Below are 23,982 nucleotides of genomic sequence, written 5' to 3' on the forward strand. Positions count from 1 at the left end.
GTGACGCATACCCGCCGTGGCACTGAGTGCCGCTGGGGTCCCCAACTGTGGCACTCGGAGTTATGGTGCAGTTGCCTCCGCCTACACCCATGAGGAGCCGCCCCATGTCCGACTTCGTGCCTGGGCTCGAAGGAGTCGTCGCGTTCGAGACGGAGATCGCCGAACCGGACAAGGAGGGAGGGGCCCTGCGGTACCGGGGCGTCGACATCGAGGATCTGGTCGGGCACGTCTCGTTCGGGAACGTGTGGGGGCTGCTGGTGGACGGGGCCTTCAATCCGGGGCTGCCGCCGGCCGAGCCGTTCCCGATCCCCGTCCATTCGGGTGACATCCGGGTGGACGTGCAGTCGGCGCTCGCGATGCTGGCGCCGGTGTGGGGGCTGAAGCCGCTCCTGGACATCGATGCCGAGCAGGCCCGGGAGGATCTGGCGCGGGCCGCGGTCATGGCGCTGTCGTACGTCGCCCAGTCGGCCCGCGGGCAGGGGCTGGCGATGGTGCCGCAGCGGGAGATCGACAAGGCGCACTCGGTGGTCGAGCGGTTCATGATCCGGTGGCGTGGCGAGCCGGATCCCAAGCATGTGGCGGCCGTCGACGCCTACTGGACTTCGGCCGCCGAGCACGGGATGAACGCGTCCACCTTCACGGCGCGGGTGATCGCCTCGACCGGTGCGGATGTCGCCGCGGCGCTGTCGGGTGCGGTGGGGGCCATGTCGGGGCCGTTGCACGGGGGTGCGCCGTCGCGGGTGCTCGGGATGATCGAGGAGATCGAGCGGACCGGGGACGCGGTGGGGTACGTCAAGCGGGCGCTGGACCGGGGTGAGCGGCTGATGGGGTTCGGGCACCGGGTGTACCGGGCGGAGGATCCGCGGGCGCGGGTGCTGCGGCGGACGGCGCGGGAGCTGGGGGCGCCGCGGTTCGAGATCGCGGAGGCGTTGGAGAAGGCGGCGCTGGAGGAGCTCCACAACCGGCGGCCGGATCGTGTGCTCGCCACCAATGTGGAGTTCTGGGCGGCGATCATGCTGGACTTCGCGGAGGTGCCGGCGCACATGTTCACGTCGATGTTCACGTGTGCGCGGACTGCCGGGTGGTCGGCGCACATTCTTGAGCAGAAGCGGACGGGGCGGTTGGTGCGGCCGTCGGCGGAGTATGTGGGGCCGGGGGCGCGGAGGCCTCAGGACATCGAGGGGTATGCGGATATCGCCCACTGAGTTGCCCCTTGGGGTGCGTGGGCGGGTGCGGGTAGGTGGGGGCTGGTCGCGCCCACGCGGCGGCAGCCGCACATCGTTTGCCCCGCGCCCCTGGAAAGCGGGCCCTTCGGGCCCTGCTTTTCAGCCCAGCGTCTCGTCCAGTAGTGCCGCCCACTGCTCGACTACCCGCTCCCGCCTCGCCCTGTCGTCCGTGAGGAGGTTGGCGAGGCCGAGGCCCCTCGCCATGTCCAGGAGACCCTGGACCGTCTCCCGGGTACCCGGGTGGGACTCGTCCGCGCCCAGGAGGTCGACGGCGATGCGGTGGGTCTCGCGGCCGACTCGGGCCTCCAGTTCCGTCACCCGGGGGCGGAGCTGGTCCTCCTTGGAGGCGGCGACCCAGAGGTGGAGGGCGGCGCGGAAGAGGGGGCCGGTGTAGAGGTCGACGAGGGCGGAGACGACTGCTCTGCGGTCGTCGGCCGCGCCCTGCGGGAACAGGGCGCGCAGGGCCGTGGAGCGTTCCTCGGCGACGTATTCGACGGCGGCCGTGAAGAGGTCCTCGCGGGTCGGGAAGTGGTGCTGGGCGGCGCCCCGGGAGACGCCGGCGCGTTCGGCGACGACGGCGACCGTGGAGCCGCTCCAGCCGTGTTCGGCGAGGCAGGCCACGGCGGCCTCCAGGAGCCGCTGCCGGGTGGCCCGGCTGCGGTCCTGCTTGGGCGCGCGTTCCGCCGTGCTCGCCCCCGTGTTCACACCACCCACGCTGCGTCCCGTCGTTCGAGGAAGGCCGTCATCCCCTCGCGGGCCTGGTCGGAGGAGAACAGCCGGGCCGAGAGTGCGGTGAGGGTGGCCGCGTCCCGGTCGAATGTCTCCAGCACCCTAGCTGTGAGCAGCTGTTTCGTCTCGGCCAGGGCCTGGGGGGCGGAGCGGCGGAGGCCGTCGAGGATGGGTTCGAGAGCGGTGTCGACGTCGTCGGCGGTGGTGGTGAGGAGGCCGAGGCGGACGGCCTCGGCGGGGGCGAAGCGTTCGCCGGTGAGGTAGTAGCGGGCGACGGTGCGGGGGTCGGTGCGCGGCAGGAGGGGCAGGGAGATCACCGCGGGGGCGACGCCGATGCGCACCTCGGTGAAGGCGAAGGTGGAGTCGGTGGAGGCGGCGGCGATGTCGCAGGCGGCGAGGAGGCCGAGGCCGCCGGCGCGGACGTGGCCGGTGACGCGGGCGACGACGGGTTTGGGCAGTTCGACGATCTGCCGCAGGAGCCCGACGAGGGCGTCCGGGTCGGGCGGGTCGCGCAGGTCGGCGCCGGCGCTGAAGGTGTTGCCGGTGTGGGTGAGGACGACGGCGCGGACGTCGGGGTCCTTGGCGCTGTCGGTGAGGGCCTGGGCGAGTTCGGCGACGAGGGCGGCGGACAGGGCGTTGCGGGTGGCGGTGGCGTCGAGGCTGAGAGTGGTGACGGCCCGCGCGTGTGTCTGTCCGATCAACGTTCCGGTCGGCGTTCCGGCCGGTGATCCGGGCCGTGTTCCGGGCGATGTCATGGTCGCTCCTCGGGTTCCGCGGTCTTCGCGAGGGCGCGCAGTTCGCGGCGGAGTATCTTCCCGGAGGCCGCGCGGGGCACTCCGGCGATGAAGGTGACCTTGCGGACGCGCTTGTAGGGCGCGACGTGTTCGGCGACGTAGAGCATGGTCTCGTTCTCGGTGAGGTCGCCGGCGGTGGGCTGGCGGACGACGAAGGCGTGCGGGATCTCGTTGCCGTCCTCGTTGTAGGCGCCGACGACGGCGGCGTCGGCGATGCCCGGGTGGGTGAGCAGGAGGGCCTCCAGTTCGGCGGGGGCGACCTGGAAGCCCTTGTACTTGATGAGTTCCTTGACCCGGTCGACGACGAACAGCCAGCCGTCGGCGTCGACGTGGCCGACGTCGCCGGTGTGCAGCCAGCCGTCGGTGTCGATCATGTCGGCGGTGGCGTCGGGGCGGCCGAGGTAGCCCTTCATGGCCTGGGGGCCGCGGATGAGGATCTCGCCGGGTTCGCCGGTGCCGATGTCCTTGTGCGGGTCGTCGAGGGAGACGATCCGCATCTCGGTGCCGGCGATGAGCTTGCCGACGGTGCCGGGCGGTGCCTGGTCCAGGGCGTCGAGCGGGGTGACGTGGGTGCCGGGCGAGAGTTCCGTCATGCCGTAGGCCTGGGCGACCGGCGGCAGGCCGAGGCGCTCGGAGCAGGCGGCGGCGAGGCGGGCGTCCAGGGGGGCGGCGGCGCTCATGACGTACTTCAGGGAGGACAGGTCGTACGCGGCGACCGCGGGGTGCTTGGCGAGGGCGAGGACGATCGGCGGGGCGACGTACAGGCCGGTGATGCGGTGGTTCTGGATCGCGGCGAGGAAGGTCTCCAGGTCGAAGCGGGGCAGGACGACGACGGTGGCGCCCTTGCGCAGCGGCGCGTTCATGAGGGCGGTGAGGCCGTAGATGTGGAAGAGGGGGAGGACGGCGAGGATCCGGTCGCCGGGGCCGGCCGGGACGGCGGGTTCGAGCTGGGCGAGGTTGGTGGCGATCTGCCGGTGGGTGAGCATCACGCCCTTGGGGACGCCGGTGGTGCCGGAGGAGTACGGCAGGGCGGCGACGTCCTCGGCGGGGTCGATGTCGACCTCGGGCTCCGGGGCTTCACTGGCCAGCATGTCGATCAGCGAGCGGTGTCCGGGGGCGCTGTCGCAGACGAATATCTCCGCTATGCCGCCCGCGAGTTCGGCGGCCCGGCGGGCGGCTGCGAGGAGCGGTGAGACGGTGACGATCCAGCGGGCGGCGGAGTCCGTGAGCTGTTTGGCGAACTCCTCGGGCGTGGCGAGCGGGTGCACGGTGGTGACGGAGGCACCCGCGCGCGTGGCCGCGTAGAACGCGGTCGGGAAGGCGACCGTGTTGGGGCTGTGCAGGGCGAGGACGTCGCCCTTGCGGACGCCGGCGTCGGCGAGTGCGGCCGCGATCCGGCGGTGGAACCGGTCCAGTTGTGTGTACGTGAGGGTGGTGCCGTCGGTGCCGTCGATCAGGGCGGGTGCGTCGCCGAACTCGGCGGCGCGGCCCAGCACGGCTTCGTGGATGGGGAGTTCTACGGGTGGAACGTCTGCGTACTCACTGCGGAACACGGTTCCTCCAAGGCGGCCTTGGGCCTCGTCACGGCCTCGGTTCGGCCTGCGTGCGACCTCAGTACGACTTGGGCAGGCCGAGGGTCTGGTGGGAGACGTAGTTGAGAATCATCTCCCTGCTCACCGGAGCAATACGAGCCACGCGCGCGGCCGTTATCAACGAGGCGAGCCCGAATTCCCGGGTGAGGCCGTTGCCGCCGAGGGTGTGCACGGCCTGGTCGACGGCCCTGACGCAGGCCTCGCCGGCCGCGTACTTGGCCATGTTGGCGGCCTCGCCTGCGCCGGTGTCGTCGCCCGCGTCGTACAGGTGGGCGGCCTTCTGCATCATCAGGCGGGCGAGTTCGAGGTCGATGTGGGCCTGGGCGAGGGGGTGGGCGATGGCCTGGTGGGCGCCGATGGGGGCCTTCCAGACGGTACGGTCGCGCGCGTACTCGATCGCCCTGGAGAGCGCGTAGCGGCCCATGCCGATCGCGAACGCGGCGGTCATGATCCGCTCGGGGTTGAGTCCGGCGAACAGCTGCAGCAGGCCCGCGTCCTCGTCGCCGACGAGCGCGGCGGCGGGCAGCCGTACGTCGTCCAGAGTCAGCTCGAACTGCTTCTCGGCGGCGTTCAGTTCCATGTCGATGGGGCGCTTGTGGAAGCCCTCGGCGTCCGTGGGGACGATGAACAGGCAGGGCTTGAGGCGGCCGGTGCGGGCGTCCTCGGTGCGGCCGACGATGAGGACGGCGTCGGCCATGTCGACGCCGGAGATGAAGACCTTGCGGCCGGTGAGCAGCCAGTCGCCGCTCGCCGGGTCGCGGCGGGCGGTGGTGGTGATGCGGTGGGAGTTGGAGCCGGCGTCGGGCTCGGTGATGCCGAAGGCCATGAGGCGGGTGCCGTCGGAGAGGCCGGGCAGCCAGGTCCGCTTCTGTTCCTCGGTGCCGAAGCGGGCGATCACAGTGCCGCAGATCGCGGGTGAGACCACGAGCATGAGGAGCGGGGAGCCTGCCGCGCCGAGTTCCTCCAGGACGATGGAGAGTTCGGCGATGCCGCCGCCTCCGCCGCCGTGCTCCTCCGGGAGGTTGACGCCGAGGTAGCCGAGTTTTCCGGCTTCCTGCCAGAGTTCGGTGGGGTGGCGACCCTCGGCGACGGTCCGGGTGATGTAGTCGCGGCCGTACTTCGCGCCGAGGGCGGCTACCGCTGCGCGGAGTGCCTTGTGTTCGTCGGTTTCGATTTGGGGGGGCATGGGGGCTCCTTCGAGTGCGGGTGCGTCGTGGTTTCTCGCGCAGTTCCCCGCGCCCCTAAAGGGGCGCTTGTACTACTGCCAGTAGGGAGCCGGGCTCTACCTGTTGGCCGACTACGACCCGCAGCTCGCTGAGGGTCCCCGTCACCGGCGCTGTGATCTGGTGCTGCATCTTCATCGCCTCCAGCCAGAGGAGGGGCCGGCCGGCCTCCACGGCGGCGCCCACCTCCAGGCCCTCCGCCATCCGTACGACCGTCCCCGGCATCGGGGCCAGCAGTGAACCCGGTGCCAACTGAGCCTTGGCATCGGGGAAGCGGGGCAGGGCGGTGAGGGTCGTGTTGTTGACGTGGACCTGGTCGCCGTAGCGCGACACCTCGTACTTGCGGTGTACGCCGTCGATGTCGAGTACGACGAGACGCGCGTCGGCGTGCACGACGCGTACGCCGTCCGTCGTGAGGCCCTCGCGGGTGTGCCGGTAGTGGGCCTCGTGCTCCTCGCCTGCCATCAGGTAGCGCTTGGCCTGGGGCTGGGCGGGCAGGTTGCGCCAGCCGCCGAAGCGGGAGCGGCCGTGGGCGTCGGCCAGGGCGGCGGCGAGGGGGGCGTGCGGGTCGGCGGTGGGCGCCGTCAGTTCGGTGAGGTGCCGGTCGTAGAAGCCGGTGTCCATGCGGGCCGTCGTGAACTCCTCGTGACGCAGGGAGCGGACGAGGAGGTCGCGGTTGGTGGTGGGGCCGTGCAGGGTGGCCTGTTCGAGGGCGTGGGCCAGTTTGCGGAGGGCCTCCGCGCGGGTCGGGGCGTGGGCGACGGCTTTCGCGAGCATGGCGTCGTAGTGGACGCCGATCTCGTCGCCGTCGGTGTAACCGGTGTCCAGGCGAACGCTGCCCGGTACGGCAAGGCGGTGCAGGGTGCCGGCCTGCGGGGCCCAGTCGCGGGCGGGGTCCTCGGCGTAGAGGCGGGCCTCGATCGCGTGGCCGCGCGCGGGTGGCGGGTCGAGGGGGAGGGTGTGGCCCTCCGCGACGCGGATCTGCTCGGCGACCAGGTCGAGGCCGAACACGGCCTCGGTGACGGGGTGTTCGACCTGGAGGCGGGTGTTCATCTCCAGGAAGTGCGCGCGGCCGTCGGCGACGAGGAACTCGACGGTGCCCGCGCCGACGTAGGCGACGGAGCGGGCGGCGCGTACGGCCAGTGCGTGCAGCTCCTTCACCAGGCCTTCGGGGAGGCCGGGTGCCGGTGCCTCCTCGATGACCTTCTGGTGTCTGCGCTGGAGTGAGCAGTCGCGGGTGCCGAGCGGCCAGACCGTGCCGTGGGTGTCGGCGAGGATCTGCACCTCGACGTGGCGGCCACGCTCGAGGTAGGGCTCGACGAAGACCTCGCCGTCGCCGAAGGCACTGGTGGCCTCGGCACGTGCGCCCTCCAGAGCGGCGGCCAGTTCGTCGAGGCGGCGCACGATGCGCATGCCGCGCCCGCCGCCGCCGGCGGCCGCCTTGACCAGCACCGGCAGGTCGGACTCGGTGACCTCGCCCAGCGGGGCGATGCCCATGAGCTCCTTGGCGCGGGTCTTGGACGCCATCGCCTCGATCGCCTCGGGGGGCGGGCCGATCCAGACCAGGCCGGCGTCGATGACGGCGCGCGCGAAGTCGGCGTTCTCGGAGAGGAAGCCGTATCCGGGGTGCACGGCGTCCGCGCCGGCGTTCACTGCGGCCTTCACCACCAGGTCGGCGCGCAGGTAGGTGTCGGCCGGGGTCGAGCCCGGCAGCCGTACGGCGGTGTCGGCCACGCGCGCGTGGAGCGCGTTCTCGTCGGCGTCGGAGTGCACGGCGACCGTGCGGATGCCGAGGTCGGCGCAGGTGCGGAAGATCCGGCAGGCGATCTCGCCGCGGTTGGCGACGAGCAGGGTGGAAATCACGTGGTCCCTCACATCCGGAAGACGCCGAAGCCGCCGCGTGCGCCTTCGTAGGGGGCGGTGTGGATGGCGGACAGGCACAGGCCGAGGACGGTGCGGGTGTCGCGCGGGTCGATGACGCCGTCGTCGTAGAGCCGTCCGGACAGGAACTTGGGCAGCGACTCGGACTCGATCTGCTGCTCGACCATGGCGCGCAGGGCCGCGTCGCCGTCGTCGTCGTAGGGCTGGCCCTTCGCGGCGGCCGACTGGCGGGCGACGATCGAGAGGACGCCGGCGAGCTGCTGCGGGCCCATGACGGCGGACTTGGCGCTGGGCCAGGCGAACAGGAAGCGGGGGTCGTAGGCGCGCCCGCACATGCCGTAGTGCCCGGCGCCGTAGGAGGCGCCCATGAGGACGGAGAGGTGCGGGACGCGGCTGTTGCTGACCGCGTTGATCATCATGGCGCCGTGCTTGATGATGCCGCCCTGCTCGTACTCCTTGCCGACCATGTAGCCGGTGGTGTTGTGGAGGAAGAGGAGGGGGATGTCGCGCTGGTTGGCGAGCTGGATGAACTGGGCGGCCTTCTGGGACTCCTGGCTGAACAGCACGCCCTGGGCGTTGGCGAGGATGCCGACCGGGTAGCCGTGCAGGCTCGCCCAGCCGGTGGCGAGGCTGGTGCCGTACAGCGGCTTGAACTCGTCGAAGTCGGAGGCGTCGACGAGGCGGGCGATCACCTCGCGCGGGTCGAAGGGGATCTTGAGGTCGCCGGGGACGATGCCGAGGAGTTCCTCGGCCGCGTACTTGGGGGGCTCCGCGGGACCCGGATCCGGGTGTGCCTTGCGGTGGTTGAGGCGGGCCACCACGCGGCGGGCCTGGCGGAGCGCGTCCGGTTCGTCGACGGCGAAGTAGTCGGCGAGGCCCGACACACGCGCGTGCATCTCCGCGCCGCCCAGCGACTCGTCGTCGCTCTCCTCGCCGGTGGCCATCTTCACCAGGGGCGGTCCGCCCAGGAAGACCTTCGCGCGCTCCTTCACCATGATCACGTGGTCGGACATGCCGGGGATGTAGGCGCCGCCGGCGGTGGAGTTGCCGAAGACGACGGCGACGGTGGGGATGCCGGCGGCCGAGAGGCGGGTGAGGTCGCGGAAGATGGCGCCGCCCGGGATGAAGATCTCCTTCTGGGAGGGCAGGTCGGCGCCGCCGGACTCGACCAGGCTGATGCAGGGCAGCCGGTTGGCGAGGGCGATGTCGTTGGCGCGCAGCGCCTTCTTCAGCGACCAGGGGTTGCTGGCGCCGCCGCGCACGGTCGGGTCGTTGGCGGTGATCAGGCACTCCACGCCCTCGACGACCCCGATGCCGGTGACCAGCGAGGCGCCGACGGCGTAGTCGCTGCCCCAGGCGGCCAGCGGGGACAGCTCAAGGAAGGGGGTGTCGGGGTCGAGGAGGAGTTCGATGCGCTCGCGGGCCAGGAGCTTGCCGCGCCCCCGGTGCCGTTCGACGTACTTCGGACCGCCGCCCGCAAGGGCCTTGGTGTGCTCGGCCTCCAGGTCCGCGAGCTTGGCGAGCATGGACTCCCGGTTCGCCCGGTAGTCGGGGGTGTGGGGGTCGAGGGTGGTCTCGATGACCGTCACAGCAGGGCCTCCGGGATGTCCAGGTGGCGGGAGCGGAGCCATTCGCCGAGGGCCTTGGCCTGGGGGTCGAAACGATGCTGGGCGGCCACCCCCTCGCCGAGAATGCCCTCGACGGTGAAGTTGAGGGCGCGGAGGTTGGGGAGCAGGTGCCGGGTGACCGGCAGCTCGGCGGTCTCCGGCAGGAGGCGGCGGAAGGTGTCGACGGTCAGGGTGTGCGCGAGCCAGCGCCACGCCTCGTCCGAGCGCACCCAGACGCCGACGTTGGCGTTTCCGCCCTTGTCCCCGCTGCGGGCCCCGGCGACGAGCCCGAGCGGCGCCCGCCGGGTGGGACCACCGGCCGGGTACGGCTCGGTCAGCGGCTCTGGCAGCGGTGGTTCGGGCGGGTCCTGGAGTACGAGGGTGTCCTGGGCGGGCGGCACCGGGATCCGTCGCCCGTCATGGAGGACGGCCACATGGGGCACCTCGCCATGGGGGACGTACACATCCTCGAAGACCCCATAGGGCGCGCCCTTTCCCGGTGGGGCCAGCACATGGAATCCGGGGTAGCTGGCGAGCGCGAGTTCCACGGCGGCTCCGGTCAGCGCCCGGCCGACCGTCTCCTGGTCCCGGTCCCGTACGACGAGCCGGAGCAGCGCGCCGGCCGTCTCCTCGGTGTCCGCGTCGGGGCGGTCGGTGCGGACCAGCTCCCAGCGGATCCCGGCGGGCGGTGACTTGGCGAGCGCGAGCGCGTCGGTCATCTGCTCGCGCACCAGCGCGGCCTTCGCCTCGATGTCGAGTCCGGTGAGCACGAAGACGACCTCGTTGCGGAAGCCGCCGAGCCGGTTGCGGCCGACCTTGAGGGTGGGCGGCGGGGCCTCGCCCCTGACACCCTCGATCCGCACCCGGTCCGGGCCGTCCTGGCTCAGCCGGACGCTGTCCAGCCGGGCGGTGACGTCGGGGCCCGCGTACCGGGCTCCCGCGGTCTCGTACAGCAACTGGGCGGTGACCGTGCCGACGTCGACGAGGCCGCCGGTGCCGGGGTGCTTGGTGATGACGCAGCTGCCGTCCTCGTGGAGTTCTGCGAGCGGGAAGCCGGGGCGGCGCAGGTCCCGGCCCGCGGCCGCCGCCTCGGCGAAGAACGCGTAGTTGCCGCCGGTGGCCTGGGTCCCGCACTCCAGGACGTGCCCGGCGACGACGGCGCCCGCGAGCCGGTCGTACTCCCCCGGCAGCCAGCCGAAGTGGGCGGCGGCCGGGCCGGTGACCAGGGCCGCGTCGGTGACCCGGCCGGTGACCACGATGTCGGCGCCGGCCCGCAGGCACTCGGCGATCCCGAAGCCGCCGAGGTAGGCGTGGGCGGCGAGGCTGCCGGGGTGGGCGGCGGTGAGGTCGTCGCCCTCCACATGTGCGACGCGCACAGGTATGCCGAGCCGGTCGGCCAGCCGCCGTACGGCGTCGGCGAGTCCGGCCGGGTTGAGGCCGCCGGCGTTGGTGACGATCCGCACGCCCCGCTCCCGGGCCAGGCCCAGGCAGTCCTCCAGCTGGCTCAGGAAGGTGCGGGCGTATCCGGCGCCGGGGTCCTTGAGGCGGTCGCGGCCCAGGATGAGCATGGTCAGCTCGGCGAGGTAGTCGCCGGTGAGGACGTCGAGTTCGCCGCCGGTGAGCATCTCGCGCAGCGCGTCGAAGCGGTCGCCGTAGAAGCCGGAGGCGTTGCCTATGCGCAGGGTCACGGAGTGCCGCCCTTAGGGGCGCGGCCGGTGCCGGGCGGGCCCGCGAAGGCCTGGGCGAGGTCCAGCCAGCGGTCGGCGTCCGGCCCGGCGGCTTCGAGGGCGAGGTCGGCGCGGTGGGCGCGCTGGGTGACCAGGAGGCAGAAGTCGAGGGCGGGGCCGGTGACGCGGTCGTCGGCGTCCTCGGGGCCGTACGTCCACAGCTCGCCGGAGGGGGCGGTCAGTTCGACGCGGAACTCCTCGAAGGGCACGGGCTGTCCGTGCACGCCGAAGGCGAAGTCCCGGGTGCGGACGCCGAGCCGGGCAATGTGCCGGAGCCGGTCGGTGGGGGTGCGGGTCACGCCCAGCGCGTCGGCGATGTCGAGGCCGTGCGCCCAGGTCTCCATCAGGCGGGCGGTGGCCATGGAGGCGACCGACATAGGGGGGCCGTACCAGGGGAAACGCGCCCGTGCGGGCGCCGCGCGCAGTGCCTGGTCCAGGGCCTCCCGGCCGGCCCGCCAGTCCGCCAGCAACCGGGCGGGGGGCTTGGCGGCGCCTTCCTCCGCCCCGTTGTCCACGAAGTCCCCGGGCTGGGCCAGCGCCTTCTCGACCTCGCGGGAGAAGGCGTCCTGGTCGGTCACGGCCAGGAGCGAGGAGTGGTCGGTCCAGGCGAGGTGCGCGATCTGGTGGGCGACGGTCCAGCGGGGTGCGGGGGTGGCGAGAGCCCACTGGTCGGCTCCCAACCCGGCTACCAGCCGGTCGAGTTCCGCACTTTCCTCACGCAGGTCGTCGATGACGGGCGTCGGATCGGACATGGGGGGAGCATGGCAGCGGCACCGAAAACAATCAAGCACGCTTGCATGAATTTGGGAGAGCCGTGGCCGGGAGCACAGCTCTTGCTGCGCGGCCGACGCGCAGTCCGTGAGGGTGCGGATCTACGGCGACAGCATCCCGGCCGCCAACACCTGGGTGTCCGTCACCGGGAACTGGCATCCGAACGGGAAGCCGGGCGCGAGGTCGGCGCAGGTCGCGCTGGACGCCCAGACCGTGAAGAAGATCCGGCGGCCGTCGAACGGCTGTCAGGACGCGCCGCCGTTCCCCTCCGGCTGAGCTGCGGCCGCCGGCTCCGGCCGGACCCCGCCCGCCGAGTCCGGTTGCGCAGCGACCACCGAGCCCGGCTGTGCGGCGACCGCCTGCCGTCGGCCGCGTCCCACCTGGGAGCGGACCGCGCCGACGCTCGCCGCGATGACGAGGGCGACGGCGGCCGCCTGGGGGGCCGACAGGGCCTGGCCGAGGACGAGGAAGCCGGCGGTGGCGGCGATGGCCGGTTCCAGGCTCATGAGGACGGCGAAGGTGTGGGCCGGAAGGCGGCGCAGGGCGAGGAGTTCGAGGGTGTAGGGCAGGACCGAGGAGAGGACCGCGACCGACGAGCCCAGGGCGACGGTGGTCGGGTCCAGGAGCCTGCTGCCGGCTCCGGCGATGCCCAGCGGGAGGAACAGCAGGGCCGCGACCGCCATGGCCAGGGCCAGACCGTCGGCCTGTGGGAAACGGCGGCCGGTGCGGGCGCTGAAGATGATGTAGGTGGCCCACATGGCGCCGGCCCCCAGGGCCAGGCCGACACCGACGGGGTCGAGGCCGCTGAAGTCCCCGCCGCCGAGCAGGAAGACGCCGCCCAGCGCGAGTCCTGCCCAGAGGGCGTTGATCAGGCGCCGGGAGGCCAGCACCGACAGGGCGAGCGGACCGAGCACTTCGAGGGTGACGGCGAGGCCCAGCGGGATGCGGTCGACGGCCTCGTAGAAGAGACCGTTCATCGCGCCCATGGTGATGCCGAAGACGATCACCGTGCCCCAGTCGGTGCGGGAGTGGCCGCGCAGCCGTGGGCGGCAGACCACCAGCAGGATCACGGCGGCCGCGAGGAGCCGCAGAGTCACCACGCCGAGCGCGCCCGCCCTGGGCATCAGGGTCACCGCGAGGGCGCCGCCGAACTGGACGGAGATCCCGCCGGCGAGGACCAGCCCGACGGGACCGAGCGAGCCGAGCCGGCCCGGGAGGCCGGAGGCGGCGGGCGCGGACACCGGGGCGGCCGTGGACGTCGGCGCCGACTGCGAGGTGCTGGGGGTGGTCACGGGCGGTCCAGGAGGTCGGCTGTTCATTACGGTGCACTTCTCAGTCCAGGGTAATGGACTCCGACAGGCGCGTGAACCCCTTATGGAACTGTCCTGGATGCTGAGATGCGAGCCACATCAAGCGCGGGGCCCCGGTACAGCTGGTTGCCGTACCGGGGCCCTGTGCGTTGCCGCGAGCCGCGCCTAGGGCACGGCCGGGACGACGTGGAGGTAGCCCTCGTCGACCAGGTCCGGGTAGCCGAACCGTTCGCCGACCGCCAGGAGCGCCTGGTGCTCATGCGGGCCGACGGGTAGGGCCAAGGCCTTCAGAGCCCGCAGGAAGAGCCGGAAACCCAGGTCCGCGTCAACGCTCTCGACCACCTCGGTCAGAGCGGGCACCAGGCCCGTGACCTTGGGAGGCCAGGCGCGGTTCTCCGTCGCGTCCGCCAGCCGGGGCGCCGCCCCGTCGATGACTTCAAGGACCACCGCGCGCAGACCCGGATCAGGCGCCGGCGCCGGGGGAGGCGGGACGAAGCCCGGGTCCGCCAGCCGTTCGGCATCCAGCCACGCCGCTTCGATCCCGGCCAGCCAGTCCCGCATGCTCTGCTCGTCCCACCGGGGATCGAAGGCGGTGTCCGTGCCTTCGGCCCACACCGTGCGCAGCACGGTGTCGTCGAGCGGCGACTCCAGCAGCCGTCGTACGTCCCGCCCGAGCAGGGTGTGGCCCGGCGCGGGCACGTCGGTCACCGAACGGGCAGCGATCATCAGCAGGGCCGGCCTGGGGCCACTCTCCACGAGGCAGTCCAGCTCCGCCAGGGCCAAGGTCTGTTCCAGGCCGTCGCACTGCATGGACAGCCAGGAGAGTCCGAACTCCGCCGTCATGATCATCCCTTCGGATAGGCGGTGTAGACGACCCACTTCTCGTAATGGCGCGGGGTCTTACCAATGTATTTGAGGGTGACGACCACCTTGGTCCCGGCGGCCTTCCCCGCGAGATCACCGCCACGTACCCAGACCTTGCCCAGCGAGGGGCCCATGTCCCGGACGTCCCAGGTGAACGTCTTCGTCTCCAGCAGGCTTCCCTCCCTCATGAGACGCGCCTGCCTGGTCTGCCAGTTCTTGAGCTGGACGGCGTTCTTCTTCGTCCAGGCGGTGACGGCCTTGTCCACCGCTTCGGCAGCCGTCGCCTTGTCGGTCCACCGGGTGGCGACGCCGTTCGGCTCGTCTTTCGCCTTGTCCAACATCTGCTGGTCCGACGGGTCGACGTGGTCCGTGATGGTGTGTGCGCCGCCCAGCCCCTCATCTCCGATGATGTCGGTGCAGTTGTGGACGAGGACGTCCCGGGACCGGGATCCGTCGGCACGGACGTAGAAGGTGTGCGTGCCTTGGACGGTGAGGTCGTACACCTCGCGGGGCGCCAGGACGCCGTGCTCGCGCAGGGCGGTCACGGGGCTGAGCGAACCGTCGGGTGCCCGGAGCAGATCCCCGACGCGCAGGTCCGACACCGCCGTCCAGCCACGCCCGTCGACGTAGAAGCGGTGCCCCGTCGTGCTGGTGACCAGCGCGCCGCCGACGGTGACGTCCGTGAGCGCGGAGGTGTCGTGCCGGTGGGTGGAGATCACCGGTTCGGTGACGGTCCGGCCGGTGGCCGGATCCGTGGTGCGCAGGAGGTCGCCGGTGCGGACCGCGCGGATGCTCTTGACGGTACCGTCGGCCAGCAGCACGCCCGTGCTCGCCGTGAAACTGTCCTTGGTGCAGACCGAGATGACATCTTCGAGTTCGTCGACGGCGTCCTCGATGTGCTTCAGCGTCGAGGGGTCGAGGCCGTCGATGGTCTTCAGGGCGTCGAGCGCGTCTCGGATGCCGGTGCCGGCCTCCATCGCCGCGTCGAGGGCCCTGAACCCCTCGGCGATCTTCTCGAGAGTCTTGCCGGGGACGAAGTTGGAGGCGGCCCAGGCGCAGCCGCTGGCGCTGCCGTGCCAGCAGTCCACGAAGTCCTGGACCAGGATCTCCTTGCCGACGGTCTGGTAGGTGTTCAGCAGGCCCTTGAGGATGTCGAGCTGGGTGAAGGTCTTGGTGTCGTCCTTCGTGAGGCCCTTGAGCTGCTCGGTCTTGAGGAACAGGGTGTCCTCGTCGGGGCAGCCGGCCGCGGTCGCGGGTACGTCGGGGTTGACGCAGAGGTAGAAGTCGACCGAGACGTCGAACGTGTAGGTGAAGGTCACCGTGCAGCTGGTGCCGAAGCCCGGCGGGATCTCACAGGGCTTGTCCTGCTTCACGTCCGTGACGTTGAGGGTGTTCTTGTCGATGACGTAGAAGGTGCCGCCGATGCCCGTTCCGGCGCCGGAGCCGACCTGCTGGTTGGCCTGGGCATTGGCTGCCTCCGTGGCCGCCTGCTGGGCGGATTCGGCGTACTTCTGGGCGTCCTTGGCCGCTTCCTCGGCGGCGGTGGCCTGGGCGTCGGCGTCCTTGGCGGCGGCCCGGGCGTCCGCGGCGGCCTGTTCCGCCTGGCCGGCCGCGGTGCGGGCGGCGTCGGCGTCGCGGGCGGCGGCGTCGGCGGAGTCGCGGGCCTGCGTGGCGTAGCCGTCGGCGCGGCCGGCCGCGTCGTCGGCGGCTTTGGCGTCGGCGGTGGCCTGGTTGTCGTAGGCGACGGTGCGGGCCAGGGACTGGGCGGCCTGGGAGGCGTATCCGGCGGCTTCGGCGGAGTAGTCCAGGGCCTGCTTCGCGGAGGCGCGGGCGTCGGCTGCGTAACCGGCGGCTTCGGCGGCCAGGGTGTACGCGGCCTTGGCGTCGCCGGTGGCCGCGTTGGCGGTGCTCGTGGCCTGGGCGGCAGCCGCCTGGGCGTTCTGGGCGTGGGCCTCGGCGACGGCCTGCTGCTGCTCGGCGATCGTCTTGCTGGACTGCCCGGTCAGTACGGCGAGGCCGGCGGCGGAGTCGGTGGTGACGTACGGGGCGCCCAGCTGGACGGCGTCATTGGCGGGAGCAGCCACCTGGCGGGCGGCGTTGCCGGCGTCGACGGCGGCCTGGGAGGCGGCGTAGGCGTGCCCGGAGGCGACGTTGGCGCCGGCGATCGCGGTCTTGGCGGCCGTGTTGGCCGCGTCTGCCTGGGACTTGGCGTCGGCGGCGTGCGCCTCTGCCTCGTCGGCGAGTTTCACCGCGGCGCTCGCAGCGGTGGCGGCTGTCCTGGACGCGGCGATGGCGTCGGCGGCGCCGCTGGTCGCGGTGGCGACGGCGGCGTCCGCGTCCTCCTTGGCGGACCGGGCGGCGTCGGCGTCGGCGTGGGCCCGCTTGGCCGCGGCCTCCGCGCGGGTGGCGGCCGCGTCGGCGTCGGCCGCGGCCTGGGAGGCCGCATCCGCCTCCGAACGGGCCGAGTCGGCGGCGCTCTCCGCGTCGTCGGCCGCGTCGGCCGCGGCGTCCGCGGCCTGCCGGGACGACTGGGCCTGGTCGTCGGACTCGTGTGCCTCGGCGAAGGACTCCTTGGCATACGACTTCGCGCGGGCGGCGTCCGCCTTCTGCTTGGCGTCCCAGGCCTTGTCGCTCAGGTCCTTCGCGTGGTCCGAGGCGGTCTCGGCGGCCTGCCGCTTCTGGGTGGCGGTGGCGTCGGCCGCCTGGGCCTTGTCCTTGGCATCCTCCGCCTGGCTCGCGTACTGCTGGGCGCTGGTCTTGTGCTCGGCGGCCTCCGACTGCTTCTGGGCGGCGGTCTCCTTCTCCGCCTTGGCGGTGGCCTCCTCGGCCTCCGCGTCCAGTCGGCGGGCGTGCGCGGTGGCCGCGGCGGCCTTCGCGTCCGCCTCCGCCTGCGTGACCACGGCCAGCTTGGCCTTGGCGGTGTCCCGGGCGGCTTTGGCGTTGCCGGCCTGGACCGCGGCGGCGTCGGCGGCGGCCTTCGCCTGCTCCTTCGCCGCCTCGGCGGCCGCGTTGCGGAACGCCGCCGTGGAGGCCGCACCCTGGGTCACGGCGCGGGCGGCGATGGCCGCGCTGTCCGCCGCGGACGCCTTGGTCGCCGAGAGCGCGGTCTGAGCGGCGGCCTGCATCGCGTTAACCGCGGCCGACGACGCCTTGGTCACCTGCGCCTTCTGCAGACCGACCAGCAGACCCCGGCCACGGGGCGCGCCCGCCTGGTCGGCGATCGTGTAGGCGGCGTTGAGAGAGGTGTCGGTGCCGGTGACGGCGGAGGTGGCGGTCTGCGCCTGCTTCTGGATCAGCGTCAGCTGGGTCTGCGCGGCGGACTGGGCGGCTGCGATGCCCTTGGTGGCCTGGAGGAACTGGGCCGAGGTCGGGTAGCCGAGGTCGTCGGTGCCGTTGTGCCCTGCGGGGACGATGTCCAGCTTCTGGGGGGTGCCGCCGGTGCAGGTCGCCAGGGTGGTGTCCTGGCTGTTGGTGTAGGACGGCAGGTTCAGGCACTTGCCGTTGGCCAGGTTCGTGAGCGGCGTGGTGGCGTGCGGGTTGTACTTCCACCGGTTGGCACTGGTGCCGGTGACGGTGCAGGAGCCCTGCACCAGCGCCGTGCCGTCCGCGCTCGCGGAGGCCTTCGGCACCAGGCACTTGCCGGAGTTGACGTTGACCAGTGTGTCGCCGGAGATCCGCCACTGCTGGTTCGCGCCGCCGTTGCAGGTGTAGATCTGCACGACGGCGGCGTTGGCGGTCGAGTTCCCGCCGACCTCAAGGCACTTGTCGGAGGACCCGTGGACGTGGATGGCCATCGGGCTGTCGCCGATCCAGCCGGCTCCCCCGGCGGACCAGTAGTCCTGCCAGCGGGCCAGGTGGTCGGCGATCCAGGACTGGCCGAGCACCTCACCGAGCGCCTGCGCGGTCGTGGTGAGTGCCTTGGTGGCGGCGGTGTTCGCGTCCAGGATCTGGTTGCGCTGGGCGGCCTGGGCGGCCAGTTCCTGCTGCCACTCCGCCGAGGCGGTGGCGACCTCCTGCCCCAGGACCTTGTTCGGGTCGATCGGGTTGCGCCAGGCGCAGGCCGCGAACCGGGCCTTCAGGTCCTCGACGGCGATCCGGAACTCCAGGCTGCCCGGTTCGGCGGCGGTACGCGGGAAACCGCCGGAGGACAGGAAAATCCGGGCGTCGTCGGCACCGGTCCCGCCGGAGCCGCTGACCAGCTGGTCGAACGCCTGGTGCTCGGCATAGGCCTGCTGCCACTGCTGCGTGGGCAGCGACGGGTCGACGGTCCCGTACAGCGGCGTGCCCAGGTCCTTCACGGCCTGGACGGTGGCGTCGTCGGCCTGCGCGGTGGGGTCCTTGTAGAGGTCGCCCTCGGTCTTCCACCACTGCTCGCCGAGCCACTTCCGGTAGCCCACCTGGTCGAAGAAGTCGTCGCCCGTGGAGGAGACGCCCGGCGGCCAGTGGAACTCGGCGTCGGTGGCGAAGCCGGCGGGGACGGGCAGGCCCTTGAGCGGTGTCTGCCAGGCCGCGAGCCTGGTGGGCAGCACGCCGCTCGCCGCGTCGATGGCGTCCCGGTCCTGCTGGAACGCGGTCGACAGCGGTGTGTCGTCCCAGTACTCGCGGTCGGCGGCGGTGTGCAGCTGGTCGGCGGTCTGGTTCAGCGCGTTCTTCGCCAACGGCACGGTGGACGTGCCGCCGATCCGCAGCGCGTCCGCCATCAGGCACTGGTCCTGGCGCAGTTGCTCGGCCGCCGCGGCGTCGAAGCCGTCGTAGCTGTCTGCCACGTTCACGGTGGCAGGCTCCGTGGATGCCGGCCGGGCACCCAGTAGTCCGCCGAGAACCGCGGTGATGACGAGCAGCGGGACGGCGGAGCCGTTGACGCGGCGTCGCCGCGCGAGCCGGTTACCGGGCGAGGCGCCCGAAGACGGCTCCGGCTCGGCCGCGGGAGAGCGGTGAAAGGGTCTGTAGGGACGTCTGCATCGCAAGGAAGTGCCCTTCTCCATGACGGAGGCGGACAAGAGACCCGGTCAGGCGCGGAGCGCGAGACCGACAGGTGTCACGGCACGACGAAATCCCCCGCCTGCGGCAACAAGCCCCCCGTCGCCCACTTGGCACCCCAGGAGGGCTCTGTCGCAGCCGAACCCGAACCGGGGTCTGATCATGGTCACGACAGGAGGTGCAGTTCGGGTGAAGAAATGGAGGCCAAGGGGAGACCGGAAGATGTCCTGCGGGTGCCGACCCAGTCCTGACCGGCCAGTTCGCGTCACCATGTCGTCTTCACGCCACCCGGCCCCGGACAACACGTCCAGGAACCCGAGTTACGGCCCGCGCGGGGCCGCGGTTCAGATGCCCGGCCAGGGCTCCTCGTCGCGGAACAGGGGGCGGCCGTCGGGGAGTGTGGTGGGCACATCGGTTCCGTCGGCGGCCTGTATGTGGGCCTCGTACACGGGCTGGGGCCACAGCCCCGCGGCCGCGTAGGCGTCATAGTCGTACATGTTCCCGTACGGCTGCTGGTAGGTGTAGCCGTCGCTCTGCGCGCCGGCGTAGGAGGCCTGGGGCATCCCCGCCGCCATGGCCTGCGCAGCCGCTGCCGCCGGGGTTGCACCGGCGTGTTCGGCGAACAGGGGCAGCCGCAGTTCGCCGGTGTCCATGACCGCGTTGTTCTGGGAGCGGTGGAGGCGGGAGTAGGCGCCGCCGCGGGCGAGGAGTTCGTCGTGGCGGCCGGTCTCGACGATGCGGCCGCGGTCGACGACGAGGATGCGGTCGGCGTCGGGGGCGAGGTTGAGGTCGTGGGTGATCATGATGGTCGTCCGGCCGGCCATCAGGCGGCGCAGCGGCTTGACGACCCGGCGGGCGGCCATCGCGTCCAGGCCGGTGGTCGGTTCGTCGAGGACGAGGACGGGGGCGTCGCGCAGGATGGCGCGGGCGATGGCCAGGCGCTGGAGCTGACCGCCGGAGAGCCGGGCGGAGTTGGGGTCCACCCTGGTGTCGTATCCGTCGGGGAGCCGGACGATGAAGTCGTGGGCGTCGGCCGCCCTGGCCGCGTCCTCGATGGCCTGCACGCTGGCGCCGGGACGGCCGCACGCGATGTTGGCGCGGACGGTGTCGTGCAGGACGAGGGTCTCCTGGGGGAGGAGCGTGATGTATTCGCGCAGGCGGGCCAGCGGGAAGTCGCGGATCGGGACGCCGTCGAGGAGGACTTCGCCGCTGTCGGGGTCGTAAAAGCGGAGCAGCATCTTGGAGACGGTGGACTTGCCGGCGCCGCTGGGGCCGGTGATGATCACGAGTTCGCCGGGGCTGACGGCGAAGGAGAGGCCCTCCAGGGCTGTCCGGTCGGCGCCCGGGTAGCGGAAGCCGACGTCGCGGACCTCCACGGCGCCGTCCGGGCGGCCGGCGTCGGTGCCGGAGCCGCGGCGCGGGTCGGTGACCGACGGCCGCACGTCCATGATCTCGATCAGCCGTTCCGCGCCCGCCGTGGCGGCGGTGACGGTGAGCCCGAGCTGGGCGAGGCCGCGCACGGGCGGGTAGAGGTAGCCGAGGAAGGCGGAGAAGGCGAGGAGCTGGCCGAGGGTCATGCGGCCGCTGGAGATCTCCCAGGCGCCGATGCCGATGACGGCGAGGACGCAGATCGTCTCGATGACCTGGACGAGCTGCTCGTAGGCCTCGTTGAGGCGGGTGGAGCGCACCGAGGCGCGGAACCAGGCACTCGCCTCCTCGTTCAGCCGGCGGCGTTCGGCGTCGCGGCGGTCGTACGCCTGGGTGAGCACGATGTTGCCGAGGGACTCCTCGACGACGGAGGTGATCGCGCCGTCGGCGACCCGGCCCGCCCGGGACACGTCCTTGATCGAGCCGGAGAAGCGGCGGGCGGCCAGCCAGAACAGGGGCGCGAGGACGAAGGTGGCGGCGGCCAGGTCCCAGCGCAGCCAGAACGCGGCGGCCGCGTAGAAAATGGCGCTGAACAGGGCGGACGCGGCACCGACGAGCCCGGACACGACCATGGTCTCGATGGCCTCGACGTCGCTGGTCAGGCGGGAGAGCAGGTCGCCCTGGCGGTGGCGCTGGAAGAAGTGCGGGGGCAGCTGCTGGACGTGGTCGAAGACGTGCTCGCGCAGCCGCATGACGAAGCGTTCGGTGACCCAGGCGGCCAGCGAGTTCCCGGCGTACGCGACGATCGCGCCGACGATCGCGATGCCGAGCCATTTGGTCGCCGGACTCCAGAAGGCGCTGAGCGAGCCCTGCTGCAGGGCGTGGTCGGTGAGGTCGCTGAAGAGCAGGATGGCCTCGGTCTCGGCGAGCGCGGCGATCACCGTGCACACCCAGACGATCACCAGCCAGCCGCGCAGGCCCCTGGTCAGCGGCCAGAATCGGCGGAAGGCGACGCGGGCCGGGATGGTGGGCGTGTACTCGTCCTCGTCCTCGTCGTACTCCTCGTCATCGCTCTCGTATTCCGAGCCGGCGACTTCGTACTCGAATTCCGCTTCTTCGCTCTCCTTCGCGCGCATTTCCCACCGCCTCCGTCCTCCGACGCCAGAACCAACGAATTACCGACATTCGCGAGCGAAAAAGGACCGACGGCGAACCGTCGGTCCTTTTTACGGCCGGCTCAGTTGTCCTGGCCGCCGGGGATCGGCTTCGGAGCCGGCTTCGGAGCCTTCTTCTTGGGCTTCGGCGGCGGGGGCGGGGGCAGCTGCTTCTTGGGCTTGGGGGGCAGCGGGGCGAGCTTCTTGAGGCTCATTCCGACTCCTTGAGAGTTCGAAGTGCAAGTGGTGCGGGATGGTACGAGAATTCTCTTGGGGCAACGTCCGGGGATTTCGGATCGTCATCCTCGGCAATCCCCGCCGCCCGACACCGAGAAACTTACACGGCCCAGCTCCCAAGCAACGGCAAAGTCGGCTTCCGAACGGCAAACAGGTGCTGTGAATACCTGGGTAACAGCTGTATAACGACCCCGAACCTGAGAGTTCTCTTATGAACCTGAGAGCCGGCTTATGAAGCCGGGCCGGCCGAACCCCGCAGAGGCGTCAGCGGCGGGCCATGTACAGGTCGAACGCCTTGTGGAGCAGCTTGTTGAGCGGGAAGTCCCACTCCCCGGCGTACTCGACGGCCTCACCACCGGTGCCCACCTTGAAGCGGAGCAGCCCCAGCAGGTGATTGGACTCCTCCAGGGTGTCGGTGATGCCCCGGAAGTCGTAGACGGCGGCGCCGAGTTCGTGGGCGTCGCACATCATCCGCCACTGCATGGCGTTGTTGGGCTGGACCTCGCGCCGACGGCTGGTGGAGGCGCCGTAGGAGTACCAGACGTGGTCGCCGACGGTGAGCATGGTGGCCGCGGCGAGGACGTCGCCGTCGTGGTGGGCGAGGTACAGGCGCATGCGGTCGGGGCGTTCGGCGGTGAGCGCGGTCCACATGCGCTGGAAGTAGGAGAGGGGGCGCGCGATGAAGCGGTCGCGCTCGGCGGTCTCCGTGTACAGGCCGTAGAAGGCGGGCAGGTCCTCGTACCCGCCCCGGACCACCTTGACCCCGGCCTTCTCCGCCTTCTTCACGTTGCGCCGCCACTGCTGGTTGAGCCCGCGCTGGATGTCCTCCAACGACCGCCCCGCGAACGGCACCTGGAACACGTACCGGGGCTGCCCGGCCGCGAACCCCTCCTCGCCGCCCGCCTCGGCCTGCCGCCACCCCGTCCGGCGCAGCCGCTCGGCGAGGCCGGCGCCGAGGGCGTCGTACGACGTCGGCTCGGTGTCACCCAGCCGCCGGGCGGCCGGATCGGCGATGGCTTCCTTCACGGCCTCCGCGCTCCACCGCCGTACGGCGACCGGCGGCCCCATCTTCACCGCGAACGCCCCGCGCCCCTTCAGGTACGCCAGCAGCGGGTCGAGCCACCGCTCCAGCTCCGGGTCGTGCCAGTCGATGGCGGGCCCCTCCGGCAGGTACGCCAGATACCGCTTCACCCTGGGCACCGCCCGCAGCAGCACCAGCCCGGCCCCGACGATCCGCCCTTCCCCGTCGAACCATCCCAGGCTCTCCGCCTCCCAGTCGGGCTTCACGTCTCCCCAGGACGGCAGCTGCATATGGCTGACGGAGGGACGGGACCCGGCGAAGGCGAGGTGCTCGGCACGGGAGATGGGCTGGAGGCGGAGGGCTGCGGTCATGGGCGGTGCTCCTCGGCAGGTCGGCGACGGCTCACTGGCGACGCTCACCGGCCGGGACGGCGGACGGGGCTGCGGACGGGGCCGGTGGCGTCGGCTTCCAGGACAACAGACGCACGCCTGCCGGGAATCGTTTCGGCGCGCAGGTGGGCCAAGGCGTGTCGGCGGAGTGCGGGGACGGCGGGCACCTGGTGCGGGCACCCGGCACCCGACGCGGTCCGCGTTCGCCCGTCGGCGCGGGCGACGTCCTCGGGCAGCGCGGCCACGGCGAACCCGTCCTCCGGTGCGCCCCGGGCGTCCGGGGCGTCCGGGCCGTCATCCCAGCTGTGCGAGCAGTTCCTCGGTCGTGAGGATCGCGTGGGCGAAGGTCGGGCCGTTGATGGCGTGGGCGGCGTGCATGCCCTCCTGGGCGAAGGCGGCGGTGGCGTCCTTGACCAGGGTGACGTGGTACCCGAGCTCCATGCCGAAGCGGCCGGTCGCCTCGATGCAGGTGTTGGCGATCAGGCCGATCAGGACGATGCGGCGGATGCCGTGCTGCTTGAGCTGCAGATCGAGGTCGGTGTTGGCGAAGCCGCTCGATCCCCAGTGCTCGTGGGCGACGACGTCTCCGGGCTGGGGCTGGAAGTCGTCGCTGAACGTCCCGCCCCACGTGTCCTTGGCGAAGACCTCCCTCTCGGCCGATACGAGCTGGTAGGGGGTGGGGAAGTCGAAGGAGACGTAGTCGCCGGGCTCCCAGCGGTGGTGCGGCACGAAGACGATCTTCAGGCCGCGGACACGTGCGGCCGCCACCACTTCCCGCAGGTGGTCGAGGAGGTGCACTTCCTCGGCGACCGCCTTCACGCGGGGCCAGATCTTGCCGCCCTCGCTGAGGAAGTCGTTGTAGGGGTCGACCAGCAGAATGGCGGTGGTCGAGGCGTCGTAGCCCATGGCGGTCTCCTGTTCGGTCTGTTCCCAGGTCACGAACTCCCAGGTCACGAGGGGCTCGGCCCGCGCGCGATCGCCGCGCTGCCGGGAACTCACCCGAATGAGGATGACGCTCATCATCCTCAGAGTCAAACGCGGACAGATCACGCCCTTCCATGGTGCAAGCGGCCGGCCCGGGACGCCTCCGGGTGCGCGCCCCGCGGTAC

The 23,982-nt window shown here is 71.9% G+C and carries 17 protein-coding genes; 2 read left to right on the forward strand and 15 right to left on the reverse strand.

Going from position 1 to position 23,982, the window contains the following annotated elements:
- Positions 1-104: 104 nt before the first annotated feature.
- A complete protein-coding gene (locus ACFY0K_RS15805) occupies positions 105-1,205 on the forward strand; it encodes a citrate synthase 2 (RefSeq protein ID WP_390640309.1) in 1,101 nt (366 codons plus the stop codon).
- Positions 1,206-1,325: 120 nt separating this feature from the next.
- Here ACFY0K_RS15805 and ACFY0K_RS15810 read toward each other — a convergent pair whose 3' ends face one another.
- Genes ACFY0K_RS15810 through ACFY0K_RS15845 form a run of 8 tightly spaced genes read right to left on the reverse strand, consistent with a single transcriptional unit; the run spans position 1,326 to position 11,531 of the window.
- The gene (locus ACFY0K_RS15810; RefSeq protein ID WP_390640310.1) at positions 1,326-1,940 is read right to left on the reverse strand and encodes a TetR/AcrR family transcriptional regulator; all 615 of its coding nucleotides are present in this window, start codon (positions 1,938-1,940) and stop codon (positions 1,326-1,328) included.
- Entirely contained in the window at positions 1,928-2,710 is a 783-nt protein-coding gene (locus ACFY0K_RS15815) for an enoyl-CoA hydratase family protein (protein WP_390640311.1), read from the reverse strand. The genes ACFY0K_RS15810 and ACFY0K_RS15815 overlap by 13 nt, the downstream gene beginning before the upstream one ends.
- Positions 2,707-4,302: a 4-coumarate--CoA ligase family protein gene (locus ACFY0K_RS15820; RefSeq protein ID WP_390640312.1), complete on the reverse strand. Its 1,596-nt coding sequence runs from the start codon at positions 4,300-4,302 to the stop codon at positions 2,707-2,709. The genes ACFY0K_RS15815 and ACFY0K_RS15820 overlap by 4 nt, the downstream gene beginning before the upstream one ends.
- A 58-nt stretch (positions 4,303-4,360) precedes the next feature.
- The gene (locus tag ACFY0K_RS15825; RefSeq protein WP_390640313.1) at positions 4,361-5,527 is read right to left on the reverse strand and encodes an acyl-CoA dehydrogenase family protein; all 1,167 of its coding nucleotides are present in this window, start codon (positions 5,525-5,527) and stop codon (positions 4,361-4,363) included.
- 55 nt (positions 5,528-5,582) lie between these two features.
- Positions 5,583-7,427 (reverse strand): acetyl/propionyl/methylcrotonyl-CoA carboxylase subunit alpha, encoded by a 1,845-nt coding sequence (locus ACFY0K_RS15830; RefSeq protein ID WP_390640314.1) that lies wholly within the window; start codon positions 7,425-7,427, stop codon positions 5,583-5,585.
- 8 nt (positions 7,428-7,435) lie between these two features.
- Positions 7,436-9,034, reverse strand: coding sequence for an acyl-CoA carboxylase subunit beta (locus tag ACFY0K_RS15835; RefSeq protein WP_390640315.1), 1,599 nt, complete (start codon positions 9,032-9,034; stop codon positions 7,436-7,438).
- Positions 9,031-10,740: an acyclic terpene utilization AtuA family protein gene (locus ACFY0K_RS15840; RefSeq protein WP_390640316.1), complete on the reverse strand. Its 1,710-nt coding sequence runs from the start codon at positions 10,738-10,740 to the stop codon at positions 9,031-9,033. The genes ACFY0K_RS15835 and ACFY0K_RS15840 overlap by 4 nt, the downstream gene beginning before the upstream one ends.
- Entirely contained in the window at positions 10,737-11,531 is a 795-nt protein-coding gene (locus tag ACFY0K_RS15845; RefSeq protein ID WP_390640317.1) for a TIGR03084 family metal-binding protein, read from the reverse strand. Before ACFY0K_RS15845 ends, ACFY0K_RS15840 begins: the two co-directional genes overlap by 4 nt.
- 106 nt (positions 11,532-11,637) lie before the next feature.
- On the opposite strand from ACFY0K_RS15845, the gene ACFY0K_RS15850 reads away from it, so the two are divergent.
- Entirely contained in the window at positions 11,638-11,826 is a 189-nt protein-coding gene (locus tag ACFY0K_RS15850) for a hypothetical protein (protein ID WP_390640318.1), read from the forward strand.
- Here ACFY0K_RS15850 and ACFY0K_RS15855 read toward each other — a convergent pair.
- The 7 genes from ACFY0K_RS15855 to ACFY0K_RS15885 form a co-directional block, all read right to left on the reverse strand.
- Entirely contained in the window at positions 11,796-12,842 is a 1,047-nt protein-coding gene (locus ACFY0K_RS15855; protein ID WP_390640319.1) for a DMT family transporter, read from the reverse strand. The genes ACFY0K_RS15850 and ACFY0K_RS15855 overlap by 31 nt on opposite strands.
- Before the next feature lie 183 nt (positions 12,843-13,025).
- Entirely contained in the window at positions 13,026-13,703 is a 678-nt protein-coding gene (locus ACFY0K_RS15860; protein ID WP_390640320.1) for a hypothetical protein, read from the reverse strand.
- 2 nt (positions 13,704-13,705) lie between these two features.
- A complete protein-coding gene (locus tag ACFY0K_RS15865; protein ID WP_390640321.1) occupies positions 13,706-18,709 on the reverse strand; it encodes a ricin-type beta-trefoil lectin domain protein in 5,004 nt (1,667 codons plus the stop codon).
- A gap of 339 nt (positions 18,710-19,048) precedes the next feature.
- Complete coding sequence (locus tag ACFY0K_RS15870; protein WP_390640322.1) at positions 19,049-21,208, reverse strand: ABC transporter ATP-binding protein; 2,160 nt, start codon at positions 21,206-21,208, stop codon at positions 19,049-19,051.
- Between the two features lie 101 nt (positions 21,209-21,309).
- Entirely contained in the window at positions 21,310-21,441 is a 132-nt protein-coding gene (locus ACFY0K_RS15875; RefSeq protein WP_352356046.1) for a hypothetical protein, read from the reverse strand.
- Between the two features lie 286 nt (positions 21,442-21,727).
- Entirely contained in the window at positions 21,728-22,855 is a 1,128-nt protein-coding gene (locus tag ACFY0K_RS15880; protein WP_390640323.1) for a lipid II:glycine glycyltransferase FemX, read from the reverse strand.
- Between the two features lie 312 nt (positions 22,856-23,167).
- Positions 23,168-23,872 carry an isochorismatase family cysteine hydrolase gene (locus ACFY0K_RS15885; RefSeq protein ID WP_390640324.1) on the reverse strand — a complete coding sequence of 235 codons (705 nt, stop codon included), beginning with the start codon at positions 23,870-23,872 and terminating at the stop codon, positions 23,168-23,170.
- Positions 23,873-23,982: the final 110 nt, after the last annotated feature.

Source organism: Streptomyces sp. NPDC001507 (assembly GCF_042894765.1).
Taxonomy (GTDB): domain Bacteria; phylum Actinomycetota; class Actinomycetes; order Streptomycetales; family Streptomycetaceae; genus Streptomyces.

Coding starts and splice junctions, on each gene's coding strand:
- ACFY0K_RS15805 (WP_390640309.1), top strand. CDS start 105: ATGTCCGACTTCGTGCCTGGGCTCGAAGGAGTCGTCGCGTTCGAGACG.
- ACFY0K_RS15880 (WP_390640323.1), bottom strand. CDS start 22,855: ATGACCGCAGCCCTCCGCCTCCAGCCCATCTCCCGTGCCGAGCACCTC.
- ACFY0K_RS15825 (WP_390640313.1), bottom strand. CDS start 5,527: ATGCCCCCCCAAATCGAAACCGACGAACACAAGGCACTCCGCGCAGCG.
- ACFY0K_RS15875 (WP_352356046.1), bottom strand. CDS start 21,441: ATGAGCCTCAAGAAGCTCGCCCCGCTGCCCCCCAAGCCCAAGAAGCAG.
- ACFY0K_RS15865 (WP_390640321.1), bottom strand. CDS start 18,709: ATGGAGAAGGGCACTTCCTTGCGATGCAGACGTCCCTACAGACCCTTT.
- ACFY0K_RS15815 (WP_390640311.1), bottom strand. CDS start 2,710: ATGACATCGCCCGGAACACGGCCCGGATCACCGGCCGGAACGCCGACC.
- ACFY0K_RS15860 (WP_390640320.1), bottom strand. CDS start 13,703: ATGACGGCGGAGTTCGGACTCTCCTGGCTGTCCATGCAGTGCGACGGC.
- ACFY0K_RS15870 (WP_390640322.1), bottom strand. CDS start 21,208: ATGCGCGCGAAGGAGAGCGAAGAAGCGGAATTCGAGTACGAAGTCGCC.
- ACFY0K_RS15845 (WP_390640317.1), bottom strand. CDS start 11,531: ATGTCCGATCCGACGCCCGTCATCGACGACCTGCGTGAGGAAAGTGCG.